The 26,355-nt window shown below is 66.4% G+C and carries 19 protein-coding genes, 2 rRNA genes, 1 pseudogene and 1 riboswitch; of the genes and pseudogenes, 16 read left to right on the forward strand and 6 right to left on the reverse strand.

The features are described from left to right. Nucleotides 1-4 precede the first annotated feature (4 nt). The 12 genes from NRF20_RS36770 (at nt 5) to NRF20_RS36825 (ending at nt 13,408) form a co-directional block, all read left to right on the forward strand. A 23S ribosomal RNA gene (locus NRF20_RS36770) occupies nt 5-3,129 on the forward strand. A 79-nt stretch (nt 3,130-3,208) separates the two neighbouring features. Then, nucleotides 3,209-3,325: ribosomal RNA gene (gene rrf / locus NRF20_RS36775) — 5S ribosomal RNA — on the forward strand. A 148-nt stretch (nt 3,326-3,473) separates the two neighbouring features. Then, nucleotides 3,474-4,082, forward strand: a complete 609-nt coding sequence (locus NRF20_RS36780; RefSeq protein WP_266363350.1) for a CDP-alcohol phosphatidyltransferase family protein — start codon at nt 3,474-3,476, stop codon at nt 4,080-4,082. Nucleotides 4,083-4,196: 114 nt separating this feature from the next. Then, nucleotides 4,197-6,692, forward strand: coding sequence for a sugar phosphate nucleotidyltransferase (locus tag NRF20_RS36785; RefSeq protein WP_398632443.1), 2,496 nt, complete (start codon nt 4,197-4,199; stop codon nt 6,690-6,692). 98 nt (nt 6,693-6,790) lie between these two features. Further along, nucleotides 6,791-7,714, forward strand: a complete 924-nt coding sequence (locus tag NRF20_RS36790) for a DUF881 domain-containing protein (RefSeq protein WP_398632444.1) — start codon at nt 6,791-6,793, stop codon at nt 7,712-7,714. Then, nucleotides 7,711-8,043 carry a small basic family protein gene (locus tag NRF20_RS36795; protein ID WP_003970459.1) on the forward strand — a complete coding sequence of 111 codons (333 nt, stop codon included), beginning with the start codon at nt 7,711-7,713 and terminating at the stop codon, nt 8,041-8,043. Before NRF20_RS36790 ends, NRF20_RS36795 begins: the two co-directional genes overlap by 4 nt. Before the next feature lie 5 nt (nt 8,044-8,048). Beyond that, the gene (locus NRF20_RS36800) at nt 8,049-8,837 is read left to right on the forward strand and encodes a DUF881 domain-containing protein (RefSeq protein ID WP_398632445.1); all 789 of its coding nucleotides are present in this window, start codon (nt 8,049-8,051) and stop codon (nt 8,835-8,837) included. Between the two features lie 190 nt (nt 8,838-9,027). Then, a complete protein-coding gene (locus NRF20_RS36805) occupies nt 9,028-9,816 on the forward strand; it encodes an FHA domain-containing protein (protein WP_266363357.1) in 789 nt (262 codons plus the stop codon). Nucleotides 9,817-9,833: 17 nt separating this feature from the next. Beyond that, on the forward strand, nt 9,834-10,577 hold the full coding sequence (locus NRF20_RS36810; protein ID WP_413753966.1) for a MerR family transcriptional regulator: 744 nt from the start codon (nt 9,834-9,836) through the stop codon (nt 10,575-10,577). Nucleotides 10,578-10,630: 53 nt separating this feature from the next. Next, nucleotides 10,631-11,104, forward strand: a complete 474-nt coding sequence (locus NRF20_RS36815; RefSeq protein WP_006123076.1) for a bifunctional nuclease family protein — start codon at nt 10,631-10,633, stop codon at nt 11,102-11,104. Between the two features lie 168 nt (nt 11,105-11,272). Beyond that, nucleotides 11,273-11,890 carry a MerR family transcriptional regulator gene (locus NRF20_RS36820; RefSeq protein ID WP_398632447.1) on the forward strand — a complete coding sequence of 206 codons (618 nt, stop codon included), beginning with the start codon at nt 11,273-11,275 and terminating at the stop codon, nt 11,888-11,890. Nucleotides 11,891-11,947: 57 nt separating this feature from the next. Beyond that, entirely contained in the window at nt 11,948-13,408 is a 1,461-nt protein-coding gene (locus NRF20_RS36825) for a DNA polymerase IV (protein WP_413753967.1), read from the forward strand. On the opposite strand, the gene NRF20_RS36830 is transcribed toward NRF20_RS36825, so the two are convergent. Next, nucleotides 13,333-13,701 (reverse strand): PRC-barrel domain-containing protein, encoded by a 369-nt coding sequence (locus tag NRF20_RS36830; protein WP_398632449.1) that lies wholly within the window; start codon nt 13,699-13,701, stop codon nt 13,333-13,335. The genes NRF20_RS36825 and NRF20_RS36830 overlap by 76 nt on opposite strands. 113 nt (nt 13,702-13,814) lie before the next feature. After that, nucleotides 13,815-13,911: riboswitch (glycine riboswitch) on the forward strand. A gap of 194 nt (nt 13,912-14,105) precedes the next feature. On the opposite strand from NRF20_RS36830, the gene gcvP reads away from it, so the two are divergent. Continuing rightward, nucleotides 14,106-16,991: an aminomethyl-transferring glycine dehydrogenase gene (gene gcvP / locus NRF20_RS36835; protein WP_413753968.1), complete on the forward strand. Its 2,886-nt coding sequence runs from the start codon at nt 14,106-14,108 to the stop codon at nt 16,989-16,991. Nucleotides 16,992-17,076: 85 nt separating this feature from the next. On the opposite strand, the gene NRF20_RS36840 is transcribed toward gcvP, so the two are convergent. The 3 genes and pseudogenes from NRF20_RS36840 to NRF20_RS36850 form a co-directional block, all read right to left on the reverse strand. After that, entirely contained in the window at nt 17,077-17,283 is a 207-nt protein-coding gene (locus tag NRF20_RS36840) for a DUF5999 family protein (protein WP_093897298.1), read from the reverse strand. Nucleotides 17,284-17,600: 317 nt separating this feature from the next. Further along, nucleotides 17,601-18,705, reverse strand: a pseudogene (locus NRF20_RS36845) (IS30 family transposase). A gap of 184 nt (nt 18,706-18,889) precedes the next feature. Next, entirely contained in the window at nt 18,890-19,483 is a 594-nt protein-coding gene (locus NRF20_RS36850; protein WP_398632451.1) for a hypothetical protein, read from the reverse strand. 484 nt (nt 19,484-19,967) lie between these two features. On the opposite strand from NRF20_RS36850, the gene NRF20_RS36855 reads away from it, so the two are divergent. Beyond that, the gene (locus NRF20_RS36855) at nt 19,968-21,473 is read left to right on the forward strand and encodes a glutamate-cysteine ligase family protein (protein WP_413753969.1); all 1,506 of its coding nucleotides are present in this window, start codon (nt 19,968-19,970) and stop codon (nt 21,471-21,473) included. 51 nt (nt 21,474-21,524) lie between these two features. Here the strand turns inward: NRF20_RS36855 and NRF20_RS36860 are convergent, their stop codons facing one another. Then, nucleotides 21,525-23,318, reverse strand: coding sequence for a substrate-binding and VWA domain-containing protein (locus NRF20_RS36860; RefSeq protein WP_398632453.1), 1,794 nt, complete (start codon nt 23,316-23,318; stop codon nt 21,525-21,527). 184 nt (nt 23,319-23,502) lie between these two features. Here NRF20_RS36860 and NRF20_RS36865 point away from each other — a divergent pair, with 184 nt between their 5' ends. Then, on the forward strand, nt 23,503-24,282 hold the full coding sequence (locus tag NRF20_RS36865; protein ID WP_398632544.1) for a CPBP family intramembrane glutamic endopeptidase: 780 nt from the start codon (nt 23,503-23,505) through the stop codon (nt 24,280-24,282). A gap of 124 nt (nt 24,283-24,406) precedes the next feature. Here NRF20_RS36865 and NRF20_RS36870 read toward each other — a convergent pair whose 3' ends face one another. Then, on the reverse strand, nt 24,407-25,228 hold the full coding sequence (locus NRF20_RS36870; protein ID WP_398632454.1) for a PhzF family phenazine biosynthesis protein: 822 nt from the start codon (nt 25,226-25,228) through the stop codon (nt 24,407-24,409). 460 nt (nt 25,229-25,688) lie between these two features. On the opposite strand from NRF20_RS36870, the gene NRF20_RS36875 reads away from it, so the two are divergent. Next, nucleotides 25,689-26,327 carry a hypothetical protein gene (locus NRF20_RS36875; protein ID WP_413753970.1) on the forward strand — a complete coding sequence of 213 codons (639 nt, stop codon included), beginning with the start codon at nt 25,689-25,691 and terminating at the stop codon, nt 26,325-26,327. The last annotated feature ends 28 nt before the right edge of the window (nt 26,328-26,355 follow it).

Consider the following 26,355-nt stretch of genomic DNA (forward strand, 5'->3'; position numbering starts at 1 on the left):
CTGTGGCCAAGTTTTTAAGGGCGCACGGTGGATGCCTTGGCACCAGGAACCGATGAAGGACGTGGGAGGCCACGATAGGCCCCGGGGAGCTGTCAACCGAGCTTTGATCCGGGGGTGTCCGAATGGGGAAACCCGGCAGTCGTCATGGGCTGTCACCCGCTGCTGAACACATAGGCAGTGTGGAGGGAACGAGGGGAAGTGAAACATCTCAGTACCCTCAGGAAGAGAAAACAACCGTGATTCCGGGAGTAGTGGCGAGCGAAACTGGATGAGGCCAAACCGTATGCGTGTGATACCCGGCAGGGGTTGCGCATGCGGGGTTGTGGGATCTCTTTTTCACGGTCTGCCGGCTGTGAGACGAGTCAGAAACCGTTGATGTAGGCGAAGGACATGCGAAAGGTCCGGCGTAGAGGGTAAGACCCCCGTAGCTGAAACATTGACGGCTCGTTTAAGAGACACCCAAGTAGCACGGGGCCCGAGAAATCCCGTGTGAATCTGGCGGGACCACCCGCTAAGCCTAAATATTCCCTGGTGACCGATAGCGGATAGTACCGTGAGGGAATGGTGAAAAGTACCGCGGGAGCGGAGTGAAATAGTACCTGAAACCGTGTGCCTACAAGCCGTGGGAGCGTCGCTGTATGTGCTTGCACATGCAGTCGTGACTGCGTGCCTTTTGAAGAATGAGCCTGCGAGTTTGCGGTGTGTTGCGAGGTTAACCCGTGTGGGGAAGCCGTAGCGAAAGCGAGTCCGAATAGGGCGTTTCAGTAGCACGCTCAAGACCCGAAGCGGAGTGATCTAGCCATGGGCAGGTTGAAGCGGAGGTAAGACTTCGTGGAGGACCGAACCCACCAGGGTTGAAAACCTGGGGGATGACCTGTGGTTAGGGGTGAAAGGCCAATCAAACTCCGTGATAGCTGGTTCTCCCCGAAATGCATTTAGGTGCAGCGTCGTGTGTTTCTTGCCGGAGGTAGAGCACTGGATAGGCGATGGGCCCTACCGGGTTACTGACCTTAGCCAAACTCCGAATGCCGGTAAGTGAGAGCGCGGCAGTGAGACTGTGGGGGATAAGCTCCATGGTCGAGAGGGAAACAGCCCAGAGCATCGACTAAGGCCCCTAAGCGTACGCTAAGTGGGAAAGGATGTGGAGTCGCAGAGACAACCAGGAGGTTGGCTTAGAAGCAGCCACCCTTGAAAGAGTGCGTAATAGCTCACTGGTCAAGTGATTCCGCGCCGACAATGTAGCGGGGCTCAAGCGTACCGCCGAAGTCGTGTCATTCGTACATGTATCCCCAACGGGAGTACGGATGGGTAGGGGAGCGTCGTGTGCCGGGTGAAGCAGCCGCGGAAGCGAGTTGTGGACGGTTCACGAGTGAGAATGCAGGCATGAGTAGCGATACACACGTGAGAAACGTGTGCGCCGATTGACTAAGGGTTCCTGGGTCAAGCTGATCTGCCCAGGGTAAGTCGGGACCTAAGGCGAGGCCGACAGGCGTAGTCGATGGACAACCGGTTGATATTCCGGTACCCGCTTTGAAACGCCCAATACTGAATCAGGCGATGCTAAGTCCGTGAAGCCGGCCCGATCTCTTCGGAGTTGAGGGTAGTGGTGGAGCCGACGAACCAGACTTGTACTAGGTAAGCGATGGGGTGACGCAGGAAGGTAGTCCAGCCCGGGCGGTGGTAGTCCCGGGGTAAGGGTGTAGGCCGTGTGGTAGGTAAATCCGTCACACGTTAAGGCTGAGACCTGATGCCGAGCCGATTGTGGTGAAGTGGATGATCCTATGCTGTCGAGAAAAGCCTCTAGCGAGTTTCATGGCGGCCCGTACCCTAAACCGACTCAGGTGGTCAGGTAGAGAATACCGAGGCGTTCGGGTGAACTATGGTTAAGGAACTCGGCAAAATGCCCCCGTAACTTCGGGAGAAGGGGGGCCATCACTGGTGATCCGATTTGCTCGGTGAGCTGGGGGTGGCCGCAGAGACCAGCGAGAAGCGACTGTTTACTAAAAACACAGGTCCGTGCGAAGCCGTAAGGCGATGTATACGGACTGACGCCTGCCCGGTGCTGGAACGTTAAGGGGACCGGTTAGCTGACTTTCGGGTCGGCGAAGCTGAGAACTTAAGCGCCAGTAAACGGCGGTGGTAACTATAACCATCCTAAGGTAGCGAAATTCCTTGTCGGGTAAGTTCCGACCTGCACGAATGGCGTAACGACTTCTCGACTGTCTCAACCATAGGCCCGGTGAAATTGCACTACGAGTAAAGATGCTCGTTTCGCGCAGCAGGACGGAAAGACCCCGGGACCTTTACTACAGTTTGATATTGGTGTTCGGTTCGGCTTGTGTAGGATAGGTGGGAGACTTTGAAGCAGCCACGCCAGTGGTTGTGGAGTCGCCGTTGAAATACCACTCTGGTCGTGCTGGATGTCTAACCTGGGTCCGTGATCCGGATCAGGGACAGTGTCTGATGGGTAGTTTAACTGGGGCGGTTGCCTCCTAAAGAGTAACGGAGGCGCCCAAAGGTTCCCTCAGCCTGGTTGGCAATCAGGTGTTGAGTGTAAGTGCACAAGGGAGCTTGACTGTGAGACCGACGGGTCGAGCAGGGACGAAAGTCGGGACTAGTGATCCGGCAGTGGCTTGTGGAAGCGCTGTCGCTCAACGGATAAAAGGTACCCCGGGGATAACAGGCTGATCTTCCCCAAGAGTCCATATCGACGGGATGGTTTGGCACCTCGATGTCGGCTCGTCGCATCCTGGGGCTGGAGTCGGTCCCAAGGGTTGGGCTGTTCGCCCATTAAAGCGGTACGCGAGCTGGGTTTAGAACGTCGTGAGACAGTTCGGTCCCTATCCGCTGTGCGCGTAGGAATATTGAGAAGGGCTGTCCCTAGTACGAGAGGACCGGGACGGACGAACCTCTGGTGTGCCAGTTGTCCTGCCAAGGGCATGGCTGGTTGGCTACGTTCGGAAAGGATAACCGCTGAAAGCATCTAAGCGGGAAGCCTGCTTCGAGATGAGTATTCCCACCAACTTGATTGGTTAAGGCTCCCAGTAGACGACTGGGTTGATAGGCCAGATGTGGAAGCCCGGTAACGGGTGGAGCTGACTGGTACTAATAGGCCGAGGGCTTGTCCTCAGTTGCTCGCGTCCACTGTGTTTGTTCTGAAATAACGAACGGCCGTGTTGTGTTCCGGTGTTGGTTAATTTCATAGTGTTTCGGTGGTCATTGCGTTAGGGAAACGCCCGGTTACATTCCGAACCCGGAAGCTAAGCCTTTCAGCGCCGATGGTACTGCAGGGGGGACCCTGTGGGAGAGTAGGACGCCGCCGAACTCCTTTTACGGGAAAGCCCCGTGCCCTTGTGGCACGGGGCTTTTCTGCGTTCACGAAGTCTTGTGATACCCCTGTGCACCGGCCGGCGGTGGCTGAGGGTAAGGTCAGGGGGCATCATTGGCACGTTCTTCACACAGGAGGCCCCCGGGTGGAGGTCCAGGAGACTCGGGTTCAGACGGACCGGGTACTCACCATCCCCAACATCCTCAGCATGGCTCGCCTTGTCGGGGTTCCGCTCTTCCTGTGGCTGATTCTTCGCCCCGTGTTCGGCGGCCCCCAAAGCGATGGCTGGGCCTTGCTGGTGCTGATGTTCAGTGGCATCAGCGACTACCTCGACGGTAAGCTCGCCCGCCGGTGGAACCAGATCAGCAGCCTCGGTCGGCTCCTGGACCCTGCTGCAGACCGCCTCTACATCCTTTCGACCCTCGTCGGCCTGACCTGGCGGGAGATCCTGCCGCTCTGGCTCGCCGCGGCACTTCTGGCCCGCGAGCTGATGCTCCTCGTGATGGTGGGAATCCTTCGCCGCCACGGCTATCCGCCGCCCCAGGTGAACTTTCTGGGCAAGGCTGCCACGTTCAACTTGATGTACGCGTTCCCCTTGTTGCTGCTCAGCGACGGAAGTGATTGGCTTGCATCGCTGGCCGCCATTTTCGGATGGGCGTTCGCAGGTTGGGGTACAACGCTCTATTGGTGGGCAGGGATCCTCTACGTGGTTCAGGTCCGCCGGCTCGTCAAGGCGGATGTAGCAGCCGATTGAGCTCGTTGATGCGGGTGCCGCGCAGTGTGGCCGGCCCGCCGCTGATGACCCGTGTGGTGCCCTGACGGGCGAAGTCGGCTAAACCGTCGTCTCTGCAAGGAGGACGTTTCCGACATGAAGGCCGTCGTGATGGCTGGCGGCGAAGGCACTCGTCTTCGCCCCATGACCTCAAGCATGCCCAAGCCGCTTCTGCCCGTCGCCAATCGGCCGATCATGGAGCATGTGCTTCGGCTGCTCAAGCGGCACGGGCTCAACGAGACCGTCGTAACGGTCCAGTTTCTTGCCTCGCTGGTCAAGAACTACTTCGGAGACGGCGAAGAGCTCGGGATGGAGCTCAGTTATGCCAATGAGGAGAAACCGCTCGGCACTGCGGGGAGCGTGAAGAATGCCGAGGAAGCGCTGAGGGACGACACTTTCCTCGTTATTTCCGGTGACGCGCTCACCGACTTCGATCTCACCGACCTCATCGCCTTCCACAAGGAAAAGGGCGGGCTGGTGACGGTGTGCCTGACCCGTGTGCCGAATCCTCTGGAATTCGGCATCACCATCGTGGACGAGGCGGGTCAGGTCGAGCGTTTCCTGGAGAAACCGACCTGGGGCCAGGTCTTCTCGGACACCGTCAATACGGGCATCTATGTCATGGAACCCGAGGTGTTCGATTATGTCGAGGCCGACGTCTCCGTGGACTGGTCCGGTGATGTCTTCCCGCAGCTCATGAAGGAAGGAAAGCCCATCTACGGCTATGTCGCCGAGGGCTACTGGGAGGATGTCGGTACCCACGAGAGCTATGTGAAGGCCCAGGCAGACGTTCTTGAGCGCAAGGTCGACGTCGAGATCGACGGATTCGAGATCTCGCCGGGTGTATGGGTCGCGGAAGGCGCGGAAGTACATCCCGACGCGGTACTGCGGGGACCTCTCTACATCGGGGACTACGCAAAGGTCGAAGCCGGAGCAGAGATTCGCGAGCACACGGTCATCGGGTCGAACGTCGTCGTGAAAAGCGGAGCTTTCCTGCACAGGGCAGTGGTTCACGACAACGTCTACATCGGCCAGCACAGCAACCTGCGCGGATGCGTGATCGGTAAGAACACCGACGTCATGCGGGCCGCCCGTATCGAGGACGGCGCGGTCATCGGAGACGAGTGCCTGATCGGTGAAGAATCGATCATTCAGGGCAATGTCCGCGTCTACCCGTTCAAGACCATCGAGGCCGGCGCCTTCGTCAATACGTCGGTGATCTGGGAATCTCGCGGACAGGCCCACCTCTTCGGGGCCCGCGGTGTGTCCGGGATCCTGAACGTCGAGATCACGCCGGAGCTGGCGGTCCGGCTCGCCGGAGCCTATGCCACGACCCTCAAGAAGGGTTCGACGGTCACCACCGCCCGTGACCACTCCCGCGGCGCCCGTGCGCTGAAGAGAGCGGTGATCTCGGCGCTCCAGGCCAGTGCCATCGATGTCCGGGACCTGGAGAACGTACCGCTGCCCGTCGCACGCCAGCAGACGGCGCGGGGCAGCGCCGGCGGGATCATGATCCGTACGTCCCCCGGCGTGTCCGACTCGGTCGACATCATGTTCTTCGACGAGCGGGGCGCGGACCTCTCCCAGGCGCGGCAGCGGAAGCTGGACCGAGTCTACGCACGTCAGGAATACCGCCGTGCCTTCCCGGGGGAGATCGGGGACCTGCACTTCCCGTCCAGCGTCTTCGACTCGTACACCGGATCGTTGCTGCGGAACGTGGACACCGTGGGGATTGCGGACGCGGGCCTCAAGGTTGTCGTCGACGCCTCCAACGGCAGTGCCGGGCTTGTCCTGCCGAGCCTGCTGGGCAGGCTCGGCGTGGACGCATTGACCATCAACCCCGGCCTCGACGAATCACGGCCCACCGAATCCGCCGAGACCCGGCGCTCAGGACTGGTGCGGTTGGGCGAGATCGTCTCCTCGGCACGGGCCGCGTTCGGCGTGCGGTTCGACCCGGTGGGCGAGCGGCTCTCCCTGGTCGACGAACGGGGCAGGATCGTGGAGGACGACCGGGCGCTCCTGGTGATGCTCGACCTCGTGGCGGCCGAGCGGCGCAGCGGGCGGGTGGCGCTGCCGGTGACCACGACGCGGGTCGCCGAGCAGGTCGCGGCGTACCACGGCACGCAGGTCGAATGGACGACGACATCGCCCGACGACTTGACGCGTGTGGGACGCGAGGAAGGCACCATCTTCGGTGGAGACGGCCGCGGTGGATTCATCGTTCCCGAATTCAGTAGCGTCTTCGACGGATCGGCTGCTTTCGTGAGACTCATCGGGCTCGTCGCCAGGACACAGCTCACTCTCAGCCAGATCGATGCCCGTATTCCCCGGGCCCATGTCCTGCGCCGTGATCTGGCCACACCCTGGGCCGTCAAGGGCTTGGTCATGCGGCGGGTCGTGGAGGCCGCCGGTGACCGCAGTGTCGATACGACGGACGGTGTACGGGTCGTGGAGGCCGACGGGCGATGGGTGATGGTGCTGCCGGACCCGGCCGAAGCGGTCACCCATTTGTGGGCTGAGGGTCCGGACGACGCCTCCGCGCAGGCGCTGCTGGACGAATGGGCGGCGGTCGTGGAGAGCGCAGGTCACTGAGGGTTCCACCGGTGTTCCCGGCGGCGTCCAGCGACGCCTTTGGGCACACCGGTGGGGCCATTCGGCGGTAGCAGTGGCGACGTGCGACGATGTGCGGCATGTCGCAGCAGCCCCCCGATCGGAGTACCGCCTCGCCTCCCGCGCGTCCCGACGCGTCCATGTCGCTGCTGACCAATGTGATGGACCACAGCCTGGACGACGGATACGCCGAGGCATCGGCGCGTCGGAACGCCGACGGGAGCGAGGGCATGCCCCGCACGCTCAAGTCGAGACTCGGCCTCGCCGCATGCCTGGTGCTTGCTGCACTTGTGGTCACGCTCGGGGCTGCGCAGGCACATGTCTCCGCGCCGGTCCTCGCCAAGGAGCGCCAGGAGTTGATCGATCGTATCGACGGGGAGACGGCGGCGGCCGACACCCTTGAGTCGCAGGTCGACAAGCTCCGGGACGACGTGGGTAGACGCCAGCGCAAGGCGTTGGAGAAGCACGGCGGGGACCAGGGGGAGCTGGTGGCGCTGCTCGCCGGGGCGACAGCGGTGGAGGGGCCCGGCGTGAAACTCGTCGTCGACGACGCCAAGGACACCGACCAGGGCGGTGGCGGGCCGAGGGAGACCAGCGGATTCGCCGACACCGGGCGGGTCCGCGATCGGGACCTCCAACGGGTCGTCAACGGACTCTGGCAGTCCGGTGCGGAAGCGATCGCGATCAACGGGCAGCGTCTGACAGCCCTGTCGGCGATCCGTGCGGCCGGCGACGCCATACTGGTCGACAACAGACCGCTCGTGCCGCCGTACACGGTGCTGGCGGTGGGGAATGGGAAGCAGCTCAGCACCGCATTCCAGGACAGTGCTGACGGCCAGTATCTGCAGGCGCTCAAGGACACCTTCGACATCCGGACGAGCATGTCCGTCCAGGGGAAGGTGAACCTCCCGGTTGTGCCGAGCCTGATCGTACGAACAGCAGAGCCTTATAAGGCCGCAGACACCGGCAGTGGTGCGGCAGACACAGGGAAGGGCACATCGTGATCGCCGTACTGGGCCTCGTCGTGGGAGTCGTGGTCGGACTGTTGGTCCGACCCGAGGTGCCGGCGGTGGTCGAGCCCTATCTTCCGATCGCCGTCGTGGCTGCCCTCGACGCAGTCTTCGGGGGTCTGCGGGCCATGCTCGACGGAATCTTCGTCGACAAGGTGTTCGTCGTGTCGTTCCTGTCGAACGTCGTGGTGGCCGCACTGATCGTGTTCCTGGGCGACAAGCTGGGCGTGGGAGCGCAACTCTCCACCGGTGTGGTGGTCGTGCTCGGGATCCGGATCTTCTCCAACGCCGCGGCCATCCGCCGGCACGTCTTCCGGGCCTGACGCCGATGAGCAACGAAGAACTTCCCAGCGACAAGGGGCGCATCGGCGAGCAGCCGGCCGCCGCCGCCAAGGAGCTCACCGGACGTCAGCGGCTGATCGCCGGACTCTGGCCGCCGCGCGTGACGCGAGCCCAACTCATCGTCGCGGTGCTGCTGTTCGTCCTAGGCCTTGGGCTGGCCATTCAGGTGCGCTCGAACAGTGACAACAGCGCGCTGAGGGGTGCCCGCCAGGAGGACCTGGTTCGCATTCTCGATGAGCTGGACGACCGAACACAGCGTCTGGAGGACGAGAAGCAGCGCCTCGACGCTCAGCGTACGGAGCTGGAGAACAGCTCCGACCAGGCTGAGGAGGCCCGTAAGCAGACGGTGGAGAAGGAGCGGCAACTCGGTATTCTCGCGGGCACCGTGGCGGCACACGGGCCTGGGATCACGCTCACCGTCAATGACCCGGGAGACGGGATCAAGGCGGACATGCTGCTCGACGCGCTGCAGGAGTTGCGTGCAGCGGGTGCCGAGGCGATCGAGGTCAACGGAGTGAGAGTGGTGGCCAATACGTTCTTCTCCGGTGATGGCGGCAACGTCAAGGTTGACGGCCGTAAGATCACCGCGCCGTACGTGTTCAAGGTGATCGGCAAGCCCCAGGATCTGGAGCCGGCGCTGAACATCCCCGGCGGTGTGGTGCAGACACTGGAGAAGGAGCAGGCCACCGTGCACGTGGAGCAGGCCGACGACATCGTCGTGGATGCCTTGCGACCGGCGAAGCGGCCTGACTACGCTCGGTCGTCATCCTCGTGAGGCCGCGCCACGGAGGGGTCGAAGGACACGGGCGGGAGGTTGCGGGGGGTCGCCGCATCGTAATGGTGGTGCGTGGTGGAAACTGTCGAGTGGATACGGACGTTGTGAAGATGTCCGGGTCGGCAGGTGTGTTCGTTCAGGGTTCGTCCTGCCCCACGGGCGGGTCTATTTCGGTCAAGGGGAATCGCCCGTGAAGTTGTTTGGGAAGTTGTTCGGCAAGAGCGCTCGCGATGAAGCTGCCCGCCATCGCGCACCGCGCCATGGCCAGGCAGAGGAGCAGGGCTCGGAGCGCCCGCTCTTCCGCGATCAGGTGTCCGGTTCGGGCAGCGACAATTCGGGCGCTTCCGGCGCGTCGTCTGTTGACCCTGCCGGTGCCGGCCGCATAGGTTTCTCGGAACCGTCAACCTCAAGTACGGGTGGAGGGTTCACCCCGAGGCAGGAGGGTTCGTCCATGCCGGTCTGTACGAGGTGCGGGCATCGCAACGCCGAGGCCAGTCGCTTCTGCTCCAACTGCGGTGCGCCGCTGAGGGGTGGAATCCCCGAGCGTGCCTCGGAGACGACCTCGACCATCTCCATCTCGGGTCTTGAGGCGTACGACGCGGAGGCCACCGGGCAGACGCCCGTACCGTCCCTCTCGCCCGAGGCACAGGCCGCAGTCGATGCGCTTCCGCTCGGCTCGGCACTCCTGGTGGTGCGACGTGGTCCGAACTCCGGCAGCCGCTTCCTGCTGGATGGTGAGCTGACCACGGCCGGCCGCCATCCGCAGAGCGACATCTTCCTCGACGACGTGACGGTGTCGCGGCGGCATGTGGAGTTCCGCAGGAACCCCGACGGCAGCTTCACGGTCGGGGACGTGGGCAGCCTGAACGGCACCTACGTCAATCGCGAGCGCATCGACTCCGTCGCCCTGTCCAACGGTGACGAAGTGCAGATCGGCAAGTACCGGCTGGTCTTCTACGCGAGCCAGCGGGGCATCTGACCCGTCAGGGAAGGTCCATGCTGAGAACACCGACGGGCGGTGCCGGTCACGGCACCGCCACCGCCGACGACCGCCCGATGAGTATCGGCACGGTGCTCCTGCAACTGCGGGACGAGTTTCCGGAAGTCACGATCTCCAAGATCCGCTTCCTGGAGGCCGAAGGTCTCGTCGAACCGCAGCGGACCCCCTCCGGCTATCGCAAGTTCCGTGGGGCCGACGTGGAGCGGCTGGCTCAGGTGCTGCGTATGCAGCGGGACCACTACCTCCCGCTGAAGGTCATCCGAGAGCATCTGGATGCCCTCGCCCGTGGCGAACAGTCCACCCTGCCGTCCGGGGGCGACCTGCGGGATCTGACCGAGGGCGGCTGGGACGGCGGCCCCGGGCGGGCGACTGCGGCCCGTATCGGCCGTGCCGAGCTGCTGGCGGCCGCCGAGGTCACCGAGAGTGACCTGGATGAGTGGGAGTCGTACGGCCTGGTCGCTCCGACCGCCGAGGGCGGTTACGACGCGGAGATGGTCACGGTGGCCAAGCTTGTGGCGGATCTGGGTCGATTCGGTCTGGAACCACGTCACCTGCGTGCCATTCGGGCGGCCGCGGACCGTGAGGCGGGACTCATCGAGCAGGTGGTCGCGCCCCTGCGCCGACACCGGAATCCGCAGACCAGAGCACATGCGGAGGCCACCGCGAGGGAGCTCGCAGAGCTGTCCGTGCGGCTTCATTCGGCGCTTGTGCAGACCGCTCTGCGGGTCCGGCTCCACTGATCACGTCGGTGCCCGACTACCCAAACCTGCCGAGCACGTCCTAGGGTTGCTGTGTGAACGAGCTCGACGTTGTGGGTGTCCGGGTGGAAATGCCCTCCAACCAACCGATCGTGCTCCTGCGTGAAGTGGGAGGCGACCGGTACCTCCCCATTTGGATCGGTCCTGGTGAGGCGACCGCGATCGCCTTCGCCCAGCAGGGCATGGCTCCGGCCAGGCCGCTGACCCATGATCTCTTCAAGGATGTGCTCGAGGCCGTCGGTCAGGAGCTCACCGAGGTCCGTATCACGGACCTGCGGGAAGGGGTCTTCTACGCGGAGCTGGTCTTCGCCAGCGGGGTCGAGGTGAGCGCGCGGCCGTCCGACGCCATAGCGCTCGCGCTGCGCACCGGAACGCCGATCTACGGCAGCGACGGGGTGCTCGACGATGCCGGCATCGCCATCCCGGACGAGCAGGAGGACGAGGTGGAGAAGTTCCGCGAGTTCCTCGACCAGATCTCACCGGAGGACTTCGGTACCAACAGTCAGTAACCGTTCTACGGGGTCGCAGTCAGCGCATCCGACAAGCCTTTCCCGCTCGCGAGACACGGGAAACCACTCTCAGGGTGATTATCACTCGGCGTGCCGAGTGTGGCGATCGTTGACGCACCCCGAGTGACTGCCTACCTTCGAGATGGCAGGTCAAGGACGGAGGTCGGCGTGAGAAGCAGCGGCGACGGTACGGCAGCGGGTGGGCCGTATCCGCAGCAGGGGAGTACAGCCGGCCACACCATCAGGCAACCGGTTAAACCGGCGGCGGTGGCGGGGGGCGGCGTGGCATCGGCCAACGACATCGGCTATCGCGGGCCGACAGCTTGCGCGGCCGCGGGGATCACCTATCGGCAGCTCGACTACTGGGCGCGCACGGGGCTGGTCGAGCCGAGCGTGCGTCCGGCATACGGCTCGGGTACACAGCGGCTCTACAGCTTCCGGGACGTCGTCCTGCTGAAGATCGTGAAGCGTTTCCTGGACACGGGCGTCGCCCTGCAGAACATCCGCACCACGGTTCAGCATCTGCGGGCCCGCGGCTTCCAGGATCTTGAGCGGATGACGCTGATGAGCGACGGGGCGACGGTCTACGAGTGCTCCTCGCCCGACGAGGTCGTCGATCTGCTCCAGGGCGGCCAGGGTGTCTTCGGTATCGCCGTGGGTGTGGTGTGGCAGGACGTCGACGCCGCCTTGTCACAGCTGCACGGTGAGCGGGTGGACACCGGTGAGACGCTGGTCGGGAACAACCCCACCGATGAGCTGGCGCGTCGACGCAACCGCGCCGGCTGACCCGGCCGGGGAATCGGGCGCGGCGATTGTCAGTGCCGTAGGGCAGCATCGATTGATGTGAGAGCCGCGCCCACCATCCTGCATCTGGACATGGATGCCTTCTACGCCTCTGCCGAGCAGGCGGCGAAGCCCAGCCTGCGCGGCAAACCGGTCGTGGTGGGCGGGCTGGGACCACGCGGAGTCGTCGCCACTGCGTCGTACGAGGCACGGCGCTTCGGGGTGCACTCGGCGATGCCCATGGCGCAGGCGCGGCGGCTGGCTCCCAACGCGGCCTATCTGGTGCCCCGCTTCCTGCTGTACCGGACGGTCAGTGACCAGGTGATGGAGCTGCTGGGACGGCTCTCCCCGCTGATGGAGCCACTCAGCCTGGACGAGGCCTTTGTGGACCTCGAAGCGGGTGGCACGGCCGATGACACCGCTTCCGCGCTGGAGATCGGTGAGCAGCTGCGTACGGCCATCAAGGCGGTCACAGGGCTCACCGGTTCGGTCGGGCTCGCCGGTTCCAAGATGCTGGCCAAGATCGCTTCGGAGGAGGCGAAACCGAACGGGCTGCTGCTCATAGAGCCGGGAACGGAGCGGGAGCTGCTCGCGCCCATGTCGGTACGGATCCTCCCCGGCGTCGGGCCCGCGACGGCGGACCATCTGCGCCGCGCCGGGATGACGACGGTCAATGACCTGGTCGAGGCGGGTGAGGCGGAGCTCGTACGCCTGCTGGGGAAGGCGCACGGCGGCTCGCTGCACCGCATGGCGTTCGGGTACGACGACCGGCCCGTGGTCGCGGAGCGGGACGCGAAGTCGGTGTCGGTCGAGGACACTTTCGACGCGGATCTGCACGACCGGGTGCGGGTCAGGACGGAGGTGGAACGGCTGGCCGACCGATGCGTCCAGCGACTGCGGGGCGCGGGGCGGTCCGGGCGGACGGTGGTGCTCAAGGTGCGGCGGTACGACTTCTCCACGCTCACGAGGTCCGAGACGCTGCGTGGGCCCACGGACGACCCGGCAGTGGTCCGGGAGGCCGCCGCACGGCTCCTGGAGGCCGTGGACACCACCGGAGGGGTACGGCTCCTGGGGGTGGGCGTCACGGGGCTTGCCGACTACACGCAGGACGACCTCTTCGCCCAGGCCGCCGGTGAACAGGCCGCAACCGGGGAAGCGGCCGAGGAGGAGACAGCGGCGGCGGGCGACGGGGACAAGCTGGTGGACGGTACGCGGGAGGAGACCCAGGAGACCGCCGAGCAGCTCGCCGCACGGCGCTGGCCCGCCGGACATGACGTACGTCATGACACCTACGGCCACGGCTGGGTGCAGGGCAGCGGTGTCGGCCGGGTGACGGTGCGGTTCGAGGAACCCGAATCGGCGCCCGGCCGGGTGCGTACGTTCCGCATCGACGATCCGGTACTGCAGCCGGCCGATCCGCTGCCGCTGGTGCGGAACCCGGTGGACTACTCGTCCTGGCCGGCCAGTCTGCCGAATTCCCTGTCCGGGCCGGTCTCCTCGGGCGGGGAGTCCAGACCGTAGTGCCGGTAGAGCTGGAGTTCCTGTTCCGGTGAGAGATGGCGGCCTACGCCGAAGTCCGGTGCGTCCTTGATCAGTGCACGGTCGAAGGGGACGCGGAGCGAATCCTCCACGAATTCGCTGGGTTCCAGCGGGACGAACGCGTCCCGGCTGAACAGTCCGGTACGTACGGCCGCCCACTCGGGCACACCGGTGGCGTCGTCGAGGTACACCTCGTCCACGGTTCCGATCTTGGTGCCCTTGCGGTCGAACGCTTTGCGGCCGATCAGGCTGCGCGGATCGATGTCGGTCTGCACGGTCCCTCCCACTGGTCGCGGCTACTCCACAAGCACTACAGAAGTGCAGATCCGAGGGGTTGGCCACTCGAGAATTCCGCCGCGAACCCCGCTGGTAGGCTGGTGATGGCTGCTGACCCCGTGCGGGAGAGTCCTCCGGAGCGAATCCGAAGGCGCCGAAGGAGCAAATCCTCCCCGGAATCTCTCAGGCCCCCGTACCGCACGGACGAGGTCACTCTGGAAAGCAGGGCGGGTTTCGTGCGGCCGAGTGCCGGTACGGTTCCCTTCCTCACCGACGGTGAAAGCCGGTACGCCGCAGGGCGCGCCGGTGAAGCTCTCAGGTTGAGATGACAGAGGGGGAGGCCGTTCGGGCACCCGCGCCGTGGTGCCCCTCGCAGGTCGTGACAGACCAGGAGGCCTCCACCATGACCCCCCGTCGCACTCCGCTTTCCCAGCTGGAGCAGGGCATTCCGTTCGAACAGCGCCACATCGGTCCCGATGCGGAGTCGCAGTCGAAGATGCTCGCTCAGATCGGCTACGGCTCGCTGGACGAGCTGACCGCGGCAGCGGTGCCCGATGTCATCAAGAGCGCGGAGGCGCTGCGGCTGCCGACTGCCCGCACCGAGGCCGAGGTCCTGGCGGAACTGCGTTCCCTCGCCGACCGCAACCAGGTGCTGGCCCCGATGATCGGGCTCGGCTACTACGGCACCTTCACCCCGCCGGTGATCCTCCGCAACGTCATGGAGAACCCTGCCTGGTACACGGCCTACACGCCGTACCAGCCGGAGATCTCGCAGGGCCGCCTGGAGGCGCTCCTCAATTTCCAGACGATGGTCGCCGAGCTGACCGGGCTGCCCACCTCCGGCGCCTCCCTGCTCGACGAGGGCACCGCGGCCGCCGAGGCCATGGCGCTCTCGCGGCGCGTCGGCAAGGTCAAGAACGGTGTCTTCCTGGTCGATGCCGACGCCCTGCCGCAGACGATCGCCGTCATCGAGACCCGCGCCGAGCCGACCGGTGTCGAGGTCGTCGTCGCCGACCTCTCCGACGGCGTCCCGGCGGAGATCGCCGAGCGCGGCGTCTTCGGTGTCCTGGTGCAGTACCCGGGCGCCTCCGGGGCGGTACGGAACATCAAGCCCGTCATCGAGCAGGCCCACGAACTCGGTGCGATCGTCACGGTCGCCGCCGATCTGCTGGCCCTGACCCTGCTCACCTCGCCAGGCGACCTGGGCGCGGACATCGCGGTCGGCACCACGCAGCGCTTCGGTGTACCGATGGGCTTCGGGGGACCGCACGCCGGCTTCATGGCCGTACGCGAGAAGTTCGCCCGCAGCCTGCCGGGCCGCCTCGTCGGCGTTTCCGTCGACGCGGACGGCAACAAGGCATACCGGCTGGCTCTGCAGACCCGCGAGCAGCACATCCGCCGCGAGAAGGCCACCAGCAACATCTGTACCGCGCAGGTGCTGCTCGCCGTCATGGCCGGGATGTACGCCGTCTACCACGGCCCGGACGGGCTGCGGACGATCGCTCAGCGCACCCACCGCTACGCGACGATCCTGGCCGAGGGCCTGCGCGCCTCCGGCATCGACGTCGTGACCGGCGCCTACTTCGACACCTTCACCGTGCGTGTCCCGGGGAAGGCCGCCGATGTCGTGGCCGACGCCCGCGAGCGCGGTGTCAATCTGCGGCTCGTCGACGCAGACCTGGTCTCCCTCGCCTGCGACGAGACCACCACGCGCACGCAGATCGCCGCCGTCTGGGCCGCCTTCGGCGCCGACGGGGACATCGAGACACTGGACGCAGCGGCTGCCGACGCGCTGCCCGAGGGCCTGCTGCGGACCGATGAGATCCTCACCCACCAGGTCTTCCACCAGCACCGTTCCGAGACCGCGATGCTGCGCTACCTGCGCAAGCTCGCCGACCGGGACTACGCCCTGGACCGCGGGATGATCCCGCTCGGCTCCTGCACCATGAAGCTGAACGCGACCACCGAGATGGAGTCGATCACCTGGCCCGAGTTCGGCGCACTGCACCCCTTCGCGCCGGCCGAGCAGGCGCAGGGCTTCCTCACCCTCATCCGTGAGCTTGAAGAGCGCCTTGCCGAGGTCACCGGGTACGACGCGGTCTCGATCCAGCCGAACGCCGGATCGCAGGGCGAGTTCGCCGGCCTCCTGGCCGTGCGTGCGTACCACCGGGCCAACGGCGACGACCAGCGGACCATCTGCCTCATCCCGTCCTCCGCGCACGGCACCAACGCCGCCAGCGCCGTGATGGCCGGCATGAAGGTCGTCGTGGTGAAGACCGCCGACGACGGCGAGGTCGACATCGAGGACCTCCGCGCCAAGATCGAGAAGCACCGCGACGAGCTCGCCGTGCTCATGATCACGTACCCGTCGACGCACGGTGTGTTCGAGGAGCACGTCGCCGGCATCTGCGCCGAGGTGCACGACGCCGGCGGTCAGGTCTACGTCGACGGTGCCAACCTCAACGCGCTGGTCGGCCTCGCCAAGCCGGGACGGTTCGGCGGCGACGTCTCGCACCTGAACCTGCACAAGACCTTCTGCATCCCGCACGGCGGCGGCGGTCCCGGCGTCGGCCCGGTCGGTGTCCGCGCGCACCTCGCGCCGTACCTGCCGAACCACCCGCTGCAGCCCGCGGCTGGCCCCGAGACCGGTGTCGGACCGATCTCGGCCGCTCCGTGGGGCTCGGCCGGCATTCTCCCCATCTCCTGGGCGTATGTACGCCTGATGGGCGGGGAGGGCCTGAAGCGTGCGACGCAGGTCGCCGTACTCGCCGCCAACTACATCGCCAAGCGTCTCGAACCGCACTACCCGATTCTTTACAACGGCCCGGCCGGGCTCGTCGCGCACGAGTGCATCGTGGACCTGCGGCCGATCTCCAAGGCCACTGGCGTCAGCGTCGACGACATTGCCAAGCGCCTGATCGACTACGGCTTCCACTCGCCGACCATGTCGTTCCCGGTCGCCGGGACGCTGATGATCGAGCCGACCGAGAGCGAGAACCTCGCGGAGCTCGACCGATTCTGCGACACGATGATCGCCATTCGTGGCGAGGTCGAGAAGGTGGCCTCCGGCGAGTGGAGCGCGGACGACAACCCGCTGAGCAACGCTCCGCACACCGCGGCGATGCTGGGCGGGGAGTGGGACCACGGCTACAGCCGTGAGGTGGCGGTCTTCCCGGCCGGAGTCTCGGCCGCCGACAAGTACTGGCCGCCGGTGCGCCGGATCGACGGTGCCTTCGGTGACCGCAATCTCGTCTGCTCCTGCCCGCCGCTGGACGAGTACGACAACTGAGGCATGAGCGGTAGGGCGTGACGCGGACATGCGTCGGGGCCGGTGCGGAGTTCTCCGGGCCGGCCCCAGTTCGTACCGGCCGCAGTCAGGCGGCCTTCATCACTCGGCCGGTCTCAAGGGGCCGGTGAGGTGCGATGATCTGCCCGTCCGGGAGCAGCTCACCGGTGTCCTCGAAGAGCAGGACGCCGTTGCACAGCAGGCTCCAGCCCTGTTCCGGATGGTGTGCCGTCAGGCGGGCGGCTTCCCGGTCGGCTGAGTCGGCGGTCGGGCATGGTGGCTGGTGCTGGCACATGGATGGGTTCTTTCGCTGCGTTGTGGTGAATGTCCTGCGGCTTGATGAGGTGTTCATGGCCGCCCCCCCGTATCGATCGGTCCGGTCCCAGTGTTGCCCCACGGGCGTCAATCCGCAGGGATTTCGCAGCAGCACTTCTCCTTACTCCAAGGACGTGTCACCCGGCCGGACGGTTCACCGCAACTGCACTGTCACTTCGGGTGGTTCGGGGTGGCCGGACCGGGCTAGTCCAGATGGGCAGGGCGTGCACCCCGCAGCGCTGTGCCCCACCACCAGGGGGCGAATTCCAGGAGTCGTTGCAACACGCGGTCGGGTGATCAGGCCGTGAGCAGTCTATGTAGGCGCTCGGCTGGGGTTTCCCAGCCGAGCGTCTTGCGTGGTCGGCTGTTCAGCTCGGTTGCCACGCCGTCCAGATGCTCCCGGGTGTGCCCGGACAAGTCGGGAAGTACTGCCGCAGCAGGCCGTTCGTGTTCTCGTTCGAGCCTCGTTGCCAGGGGCTGGCCGGATCGCAGAAGTAGACAGGCATGCCGGCCGCGATTGCGAACTCGTGATGGCGGCCCATTTCACTGCCTTGGTCCCAGGTCAGCGACCGTTTCAAATGTGTCGGCAGGACCTGGACGGTCTCCAGGAGGGCATCGCGCACGAGTTCAGTGCCACGACCGTGGGGTAGGTGGACGAGCATCACGTATCGGGTGGTCCGCTCCACCAGTGTGCCAATGGCTGACCCGCTGTCCTTGCCGATGATCAAGTCTCCCTCCCAGTGGCCGGGGACAGCCCGGTCAGCGGCCTCGGCCGGGCGCTCGCTGATCATCACCATGGGGCCGAGTAGCGGGGATTACGCTGCTGGGCTTGGCGGCGGGGCTTGCGACGGGCGCGTCCTGTACGCAGAGCCTTGGTCAGTTCCCGCCGGAGTTCTCCGCGTCCCTGGACGTAGAGGGCCTGGTAGATGGTCTCGTGGACCACGTGCATCTCCGGACGGTCGGGAAAGTCGCGCTGCAGGTGCTGGACTATCTGCTCCGGGCTCCAGCGCCTGCCCAGGCGGTCCTGGATGTACTCCCGCAGCTCCGGGTTCTGACCGATCTTCCCCAGCTTCGGCCGGGGCCTGCGGGCCTCGGCTCGGGCCGCAGCTGCGAACGGGCGGTACTGGCCGCTCTCTGGATGCCGGTTGCGTCTGATCTTGCGGCTGACGGTCGAGGGACTACGTCCTAGTTCAGCCGCGATGACCCGTATCGATGCCTTCTCCCGCAGCCGGTCGGCTATGTGGATCCGGTCTGCTTCTCGCAGGTAGCGCGACGGCCCGGAAGTGGGAACCACCCTGGTCGGGGGCACCCACTTCCTGCCGGCGATCTGGTAGCCATGCCGCCATCGCTTGCCCGTGCGCCGGTTGATTCCGACGATTCGGCAGGCTTCCGTGTTGCTCACGCCCTGCTTCATGAGCGCGAAGTATGCCTCCCGTTCCCGGTACAGCTTCTTGGGCCCTTGCCTCAAGCGTTCTTTGCGGATCTGGAAGTCCCTTGCATTCCCTGAACTGGGGTGTTGCAACGACTACTAGAACTCAAGGGGACGGTGGCGGGGCACAGCGCGGTGTTGTGGGATGCGGCCGTCTTCAGGCCGGTGATCCGAGCAGGGGGCCGGTGCCCGGGGTGATGCGCAGCGTCATCACGCGGAGCAGATCGGCGACCCGGTGCGGGCGATGCGCCGCGATACCCGGCGGTGCGGGTGCCAGCGGCACCAGGAGATCGGCGGGGGCGAGTGCCCCGCCGGAGGCGTCGGCCTCGGTGTCGGAGTGCAGCCACAGCGCCAGCATGTAGAGCTCCGGGATGGACAGCAGCCGTGGCTGGTAGTGCGGTGTCACCGTCTCGGCCTGGCGCACGGCGAGTTCGGTCGAGGCGATGTAGGGGCCCTCGAAGAAGTGCGAGAAGGTCCAGCCGTCCGGAGTGAGCATGGTGTCTGCCGCGGCGACGGCCTGCTCCGAGCTGCGGATCAGGAATCGCCACGCGGCAAGCCGGGTGGCGGGTGCGAGCCCGTTCGGGCCGATCCGGTCCAGTACATGGACGGGGAGCGGGAGTTCGGGGCTCAGTGGTCCCTGGGCGGCGCGGAGGGCGGGTGTGCGGGCCTCGCGGACTGCGGTGGGTGAACCGAGTGCCGCGAGAACGCTGCGCAGAGCGGGCGCGGGAGCCGGGGGAACATGCAGCGGCATAGTGGGTCGCCTCTCACTTCGGAGACACGGTGATGCGTGGGCGGGTGCAGACGGCGCTGTCGGCATGCGGGGCCAGAGGAGGCCGGTGACTGGGCCGGTGCGTCAACTCTCTGCCTCGTCCGCGAAGTTTATACGACACGTGTTCACGCAGTGATTCCACTAGCCGTCGCAGGTATTGCCGACAAGGCGGTATCAGGACTTTATTATGCGGAGATTCTGCTGATTCGTCGTCAGCGGCGCAGCCACCGCCAGGGATTTTTCCCTGGACGCGGTCGGCCGAAACGCGTCGGCGTTTTCACCACGCACCCGGCCGCGGAAACTGCGCACTGCACCATGCCGAGGGAATGTGCCCCGGGCGGGCGCCCTCAGATTACTGGGTGCGCGGTGTTCGTGGGGGCGTTATGGATCACCCGGCCTGGGCATTATCGATCGTGACGCGAGCGGCCTGGGCCGCGGGCCGCCCACTCGAGGGAGGGACGCTTCGATGGGGGAGAAGGTCGTGGCGGGCGCCTTTGATCTGTCCGATCGGCAGAGGTACCGGAGGAAGCTCCACCAGTGCCTGGAGGGGCTGGAGAGGCTCCTGGCGGAGCGGAGGTTCGACCGCCCCCGCAACCTCATGGGCATGGAGATCGAGCTGAATCTGGCAGGTTCCGACGGCATGCCGAAGATGATGAATGGGGAGGTGCTCCCGCGCATCGCGAGCCGTGATTTCCAGACCGAACTCGGGATGTTCAATTTGGAGGTGAACATAGTCCCGCACCACCTGGGCGGACGCGTTTTCGATCAGCTGGCGGAAGAGCTCAGGACCGGCCTCGGATATGCCCATCGGAAGGCGGGCGAGGTTGATGCCGGGATCATGATGATCGGAATTCTGCCCACCCTGGGCCGTCAGGACCTCGTTGCGGCGAACCTCTCGGACGTGGACCGCTACGCACTGCTGAATGATCAAATGGTGGCTGCGCGGGGCGAGGATTTCTCCCTCGATATCCAAGGCGTGGAACGATTGGTCGCTACCTCCTCCTCGATCACTCCCGAGGCCGCCTGCACATCGGTCCAGCTGCATCTGCAGGTGACACCGGCGCGCTTCGCGGCCGTATGGAACGCGGCCCAGGCCGTCGCCGGGGTCCAGATCGCCCTCGGCGCCAACTCGCCCTTCCTGTTGGGCAGGGAACTGTGGCGGGAATCGCGGCCGCCGCTCTTCCAGCAGGCCACGGACACCAGGCCGCCCGAACTCCAGAACCAGGGGGTGCGGCCCAGAACCTGGTTCGGCGAGCGGTGGGTCGGTTCGGCGTACGAGCTCTTCGGGGAGAACCTGCGCTACTTCCCCCCGCTGCTGCCGATCTGTGACAAGGAGGACCCGCTGCGGTTGCTCGACGAGGGCGGGGTGCCGCGGCTGCAGGAGCTCGTGCTCCACAACGGCACGGTCTACCGCTGGAACCGGCCCGTGTACGGGCTGGCCGACGGCGTACCCCATCTGCGGGTGGAGAACCGGGTCCTGCCCGCCGGCCCCACGGTCATTGATGTGATCGCCAACGCCGCCCTCTACTACGGGCTCGTGCGGGCGCTGGCCGAGGAACCCCGTCCGGTGTGGACCAGGCTCCCGTTCGCAGCAGCGGCCGAGAACTTCGACACCGCCTGCCGCCACGGCATCGACGCGGAGCTGATCTGGCCCCGTCCCGGCCGTTCGGGCGGGCTGACCCGGGTGCCGGCGGTCAAGCTCGTACGGGACGAACTGTTGCCGCTGGCCGCTGCGGGGCTCGATGCCTGGAACATCGAGCCCGCGGACCGCGACCGCTACCTCGGGGTCATCGAGGAGCGCTGCAAGCGGCGGGTGAATGGAGCGTCCTGGCAGGTGGACACGTACCACCGGGCACGGGAGGCCGGACTCGACCGGCATGCGGCACTGGCCGCGACCACCCGCCGGTACGCCGAGCTGATGCACAGCGGCGAACCTGTGCACAGCTGGCCGACGGCTGTCCCCGCACTGTGACTCGTCATGGCGGGCGCCGCCGACCGCTGCTGTTCCCGACCGCGCCGAGCGCTACTCCTGGGCGGCGTGGTTGCTCTGCCCGGCCGTCATGACGGCCTGCAGAATCACGGCCTGGATCTCGGCCGGGTCGGTGACCTGGTAGCCCCCGCCGCCGGTGACCTTCGCCATCTCGTTCACCTCTTCGCGGTCGGCCTCGGGGCCGACCGCGATGGCGAGGAGCGGCACCGGGCGTTCCGGGTCGGCGATCCGCTTCAGTTCCGCGACCAGGGCACTGCGGGAGATGGAGCGGTTGTCCTGGTTCGAGCCGTCGGTGAGGATCACCACAGCATTGAACTTGCCCTTCACATACGTTGCCTGGGCATCTTTGTACGCGGCCAGAGTGGTGTCGTACAGACCGGTCGCGCCGCCCGGCACCGGCTGCAGCGCGGAGAAGGCCGCGTCGAGCCTCTCGCGGTGGGTGCCGCCGCCCTTCGCAGGGTCCCCGAGTCGGCCCGTCGGCACCAGCCTGCGGTAGTCCTTGTCGCCGTCGAGCGTGGTGGCGAACTCCCAGAGCCCGATCTCGTCGTTCGGGGTGAACTGGTTGAGGGCCTGGATCAGGGACGCCTTCGTGACGTCCATCCGGGACTGGTTGCGCCCCGGCACGATCGTGGCCATTGAACCCGAGGCATCGACGACCGTCGTCAGCCGGGCACTCTGCACCGTGATCGTCCACATGCCGAGCGTCTGCTGGAGCGCCACGGCAGACGGCGCTGCGGCGGCCGCGGCGGCGTACGGCTGGGGCTTCCTGCCGCCCGCCGATGCGACCACCGACTCCCCGGCCTTCCCGTCGACGTTTCTGAAGCCGTGTTCCTTCAGGATGGCTTGCGCGCCCGGCTCATTCAGCAGTGTCATGAACCGCAGGGCCGCCCGGCCCTCGGAGGTGCTCATCCTGGTCTCGTCCACCAGCGTGTACGGATAGTCGAGCAGTGGGGTGCCGTCCTTGGGGTAGAAGAGATCGAGCCTTCCACCGTCGGTCGACTCCGCGTTGTGGGCGAACGCGGCCTGCTCGGAGAGGAGCACCGCCTGGTTGCGCTCCGGATTGCCCTGCTCGGCGCCCGAATCGTCCTGCGCCAGCGTTTCGAGTACCTGGGTGTCACCGTCCGACATGCGCTGTGCCAGCAGCTTGGCGGTCGCCGCGACCCTGGTGTCGCTGTCGCCGCCCTGTTTCTCGGAGGAAGCGCCGATGCTGGAGAGTGCGAGCAGACCGGTGGCACTGCGTGCCGGGTCGGCCGCGCCGAGACGCACCTTGTCCGAGTCCGTGGCCGCGGCCGTCAACTCGGCCCAGGAGTACTTCTTCTTCGGCCAGCCGAGGCTCTTGGCCGCCGACGGCACCGTGGCCAGGGTGACGGGGGAGGAGGCGACGGAATCGCCGGGGGTGATCGGGACGCCGTCACCGGAGCCCTTGGCCCGGTCGAGCCAGAGGTCGGAGTCGGGCAGCCAGATCTGGTAGTCCGGGGTACGGGCGCCGGAGGAGAGAGCATCGGCGACCTTATAGGAATCGCGGGCCACCACCCGCACATACAGACAGCGGCCGTCGGATCTCAGGTCGTCCTGGCGCGCCTTGTCGGCGACGGCACGTACGGCGGGGGCGATGTCCGGTGAGGCCACCATGGAAAGACGTACGGCGGAGTCCTCGCAGGACTTCGAGAACGACAGCAGGCCTCCCTGCACCGCGACTGCCGTACCCGCCGCCACCGCGAGGACGAGCATGGTCGCGATCGCTACGGTCCGCCGGCGGCGCGGCGGCGGCGGACCGTCCCCGCTTCCATCGGTCGCGTAGTCGTCGGGCAAGCTGTGACGTCCCATGACGGTGGTGCCCCTCCTTGAGGATGAACAAGGAAAAGGGGGACCACACCATCACCAATGGTGGTTGTCCCCCGGCCTGTCGCGCATGATCTTCGTACCTGCATTCGAGACCTTAGCGGGACGGGAAGGGGGATGGGGCGTGAATGCACAACTCAAGGCAGGTGTACAGGTGGAGGCGGGGCACGTGGCTGAATCTTTCCCCCGAGAGGCTGTTTCGCGACGGATCTTGCGGTCCGAAACGGTGCTGGTGCTGGCTCTCTCATTGGGGGCCAGTGGGGTGTCTGCCCTGATCAGTTTTGTCGGATCACTGACGAAACCAGGGGGTTTGAAAGAACAGGCCGCGACGCTCAACAGCTCGTACGCACCAGGGCGTCCATGGCTGGATCTCGCCTGGCAGCTCTTCGGAATCACGACGGCTCTGGTGCCCGTCGCCCTCGTCGCGCATCTGTTGATGAGAGAGGGGGCCGGCCTGCGAGCCATCGGTTTCGACCGGACCAGGCCATGGCCGGATCTGGGGCGCGGTGCGATGGTCGCGGCGGGTATCGGAAGTGCCGGACTCGCCTTCTATCTGGTGGCGCGGGCAGCCGGCTTCAATCTGACCGTGGTCCCGGAATCACTGCCCGATGTGTGGTGGAAATTCCCGGTCCTGATCCTTTCCGCGCTCCAGAACTCCGTGGTGGAGGAAGTGATCGTCGTCGGGTATCTGCTGCGCAGACTCGGGCAGTTGGGGTGGACGCCCATGGCGGCCCTGGTGGCGAGCTCGTTGCTGCGTGGCTCGTACCACCTGTATCAGGGTGTCGGCGGCTTCATCGGCAACTTGGTGATGGGTGTTGTCTTCGTGCTGCTGTACCGGCGCTGGGGTCGGGTCGGTCCGCTGGTCGCGGCGCATGCGCTGCTCGACATCGGGGCTTTTGTCGGATACGCCCTGCTGGCGGGGAAGGTGGGGTGGCTGCCCACGCCGTGAGCGGGGTGGGGCGTCGCTGTGTGGTGTTCACCGACGGGGCGAACGGGAGTGGTCCTTGGGCGGTGTTCGGCGCGGAGGGCGTACGGGACTGGTCCGTACGCCCTCCGCGCTGTCATTGGGAGGCTCAGGGTGCCGTGAGCAGTTCGCCGTCGATGACCGTCACGGCGTTGCCGGTCAGCAGGGTGCGGTCGCCGCGCAGTGAGGTGCGGACCAGACCGGGACGGGCGGAGGCCTGTAGGCCGGTCAGCTCGTCACGGCCGAAGCGGGCCGACCAGAAGGGGGCCAGCGCGGTGTGGGCGCTGCCGGTCACCGGGTCCTCGTCGATCCCGACGCGTGGGAAGAAGCCGCGGGAGACGAAGTCGTAGCCGCGGGCGGGGTCCTCGGCGGCGGCTGTGGCGATGATGCCCCGCCGGGAGAGTCGGTTCAGTGCGGCGAGGTCCGGGGTCAGTTCTCGTACGGTCACCTCGTCGGTCAGTTCGACGACCAGGTCGCCGATGTGAGGGCCGGTGTCGTGGACGGAGAGTGGTTCCGCGCCCAGGGCGGCGGCCAGCCAGGCCGGGGCGGTCTCCGGCGTCAGTGGGGCTGTGGGGAAGTCGAGTGTGACCGTGCCGTCGGGGTGGGCGGTCGCGGTGAGGATGCCGCACCGCGCCGCGAAACGCACCGTGCCGCTCGCCGCCCGGGTGGTGTGCAGGACGTGCGCGGTCGCGAGGGTGGCATGCCCGCACATGTCGGCCTCGGTGGTCGGGGTGAACCAGCGCAGTGCCCAGTCCGCTTCGCCGCCCGGCGGCAGCGGGTGGGCGAAGGCGGTCTCGGAGAGGTTCAGCTCCATGGCGATCCGCTGGAGCTGTTCGTCGTCGGGAAAGGCGTCGGAGTCCAGCAGCAGGACTCCCGCAGGGTTGCCGGTGAAGGGGCGGTCGGTGAACGTATCGACGATTCGGATCCTCATGACGTGACCGTACGTGCGGCGGAAAGCCGCAGACCAAGGCCAATTCCGTGTCGCTGGACCGAAATGCCCGGACGGCGACAAGGACTTCGATCGTCTGCCACCGATTCCGGGTGCTGTTCTGTTCGTCAGGCCGTGAGCGCCGGGCTCGATGCGGCGGACCGTGGGTGAAGCACCGCCGCCGGATCGCCGGTGCGCGTCCGTTCCAGGGGGCGGGGGGCCGGTGGCGTCGGTGGGGGAGCTAGCGTTCGAGATGTCACCCGCTCCGGCAGCCCTGCCGCTGAGGCCACGTCTCGCGGCTCGTATCCCGGCCCGCCCCCATGGAGGCTCAATGCCCGTGCCGGTTCCCCTCGCCTTCACTCCCGCTGGGCACCGCGTGGGCACTGCCGTGACCAAGATCGGTGGGCAGCCCGTCTGGCTGGAGCAGCCGGCCTGGCCGCTTTCACGGTCGAGCGGTGAGCCCATGCAGTTTCTTGGGCAGTTCGCACTTTCCGGCGGCCGCCTGGCTTACCTGTTCATGGCGGACAGCGAGGAGGGATTCGTCGACGGGACCTGGGAGCCGGACGCCGGGGAGAACGCGTTGCTGGTCCAGCCCGGCGGGCGCGTGCCCGACTTCGTGACCGTGCGCAGGCAGGCCCAGGGGCCGACGGCGGGACCGGACCATGTTCCGGACCCGCCGGGCGCGGGTTGGCCGGGGGCTGCGATGCCTGTGGAGCTGCGGGAGGGGCCTGCCGCGCTGCCGATGTTCGTCGGGCGGGTTCCGGACGGTGAGGGAAACGTGCGGGTGGTGTCCGCCTGGGAGCCCGGGGAAGGCCGGATCCCGGACGTCACCGCGTCGGCGGACGCGGTGGCATCGCTGAGACGTGAGCACGCCGAGGCTCGCCTGCAGTTCTTCGGTGGTCCGGGCATCCCGCCGCGCTGGCTGCAGGACGAGGACGAAGACCCTGACGAGGACTGGTCCCTCCTCGTGCAGCTCGCCGTGGACCGGCTGCCCTTCTGGGTCAACTTCGGTGACGGCGGGGTGGGGTACGCCTTCCTCTCGCCGGACGGCCTGGAGGGCCGTTTCCTCTGGCAGTCCCCCGAGGATGAGGAGACGTGGTGACGCGCCGGGCTGCCGTCGGGGCGGTAGC

This window comes from Streptomyces sp. R-74717, from assembly GCF_047305335.1.
Lineage (GTDB): Bacteria > Actinomycetota > Actinomycetes > Streptomycetales > Streptomycetaceae > Streptomyces > Streptomyces atratus.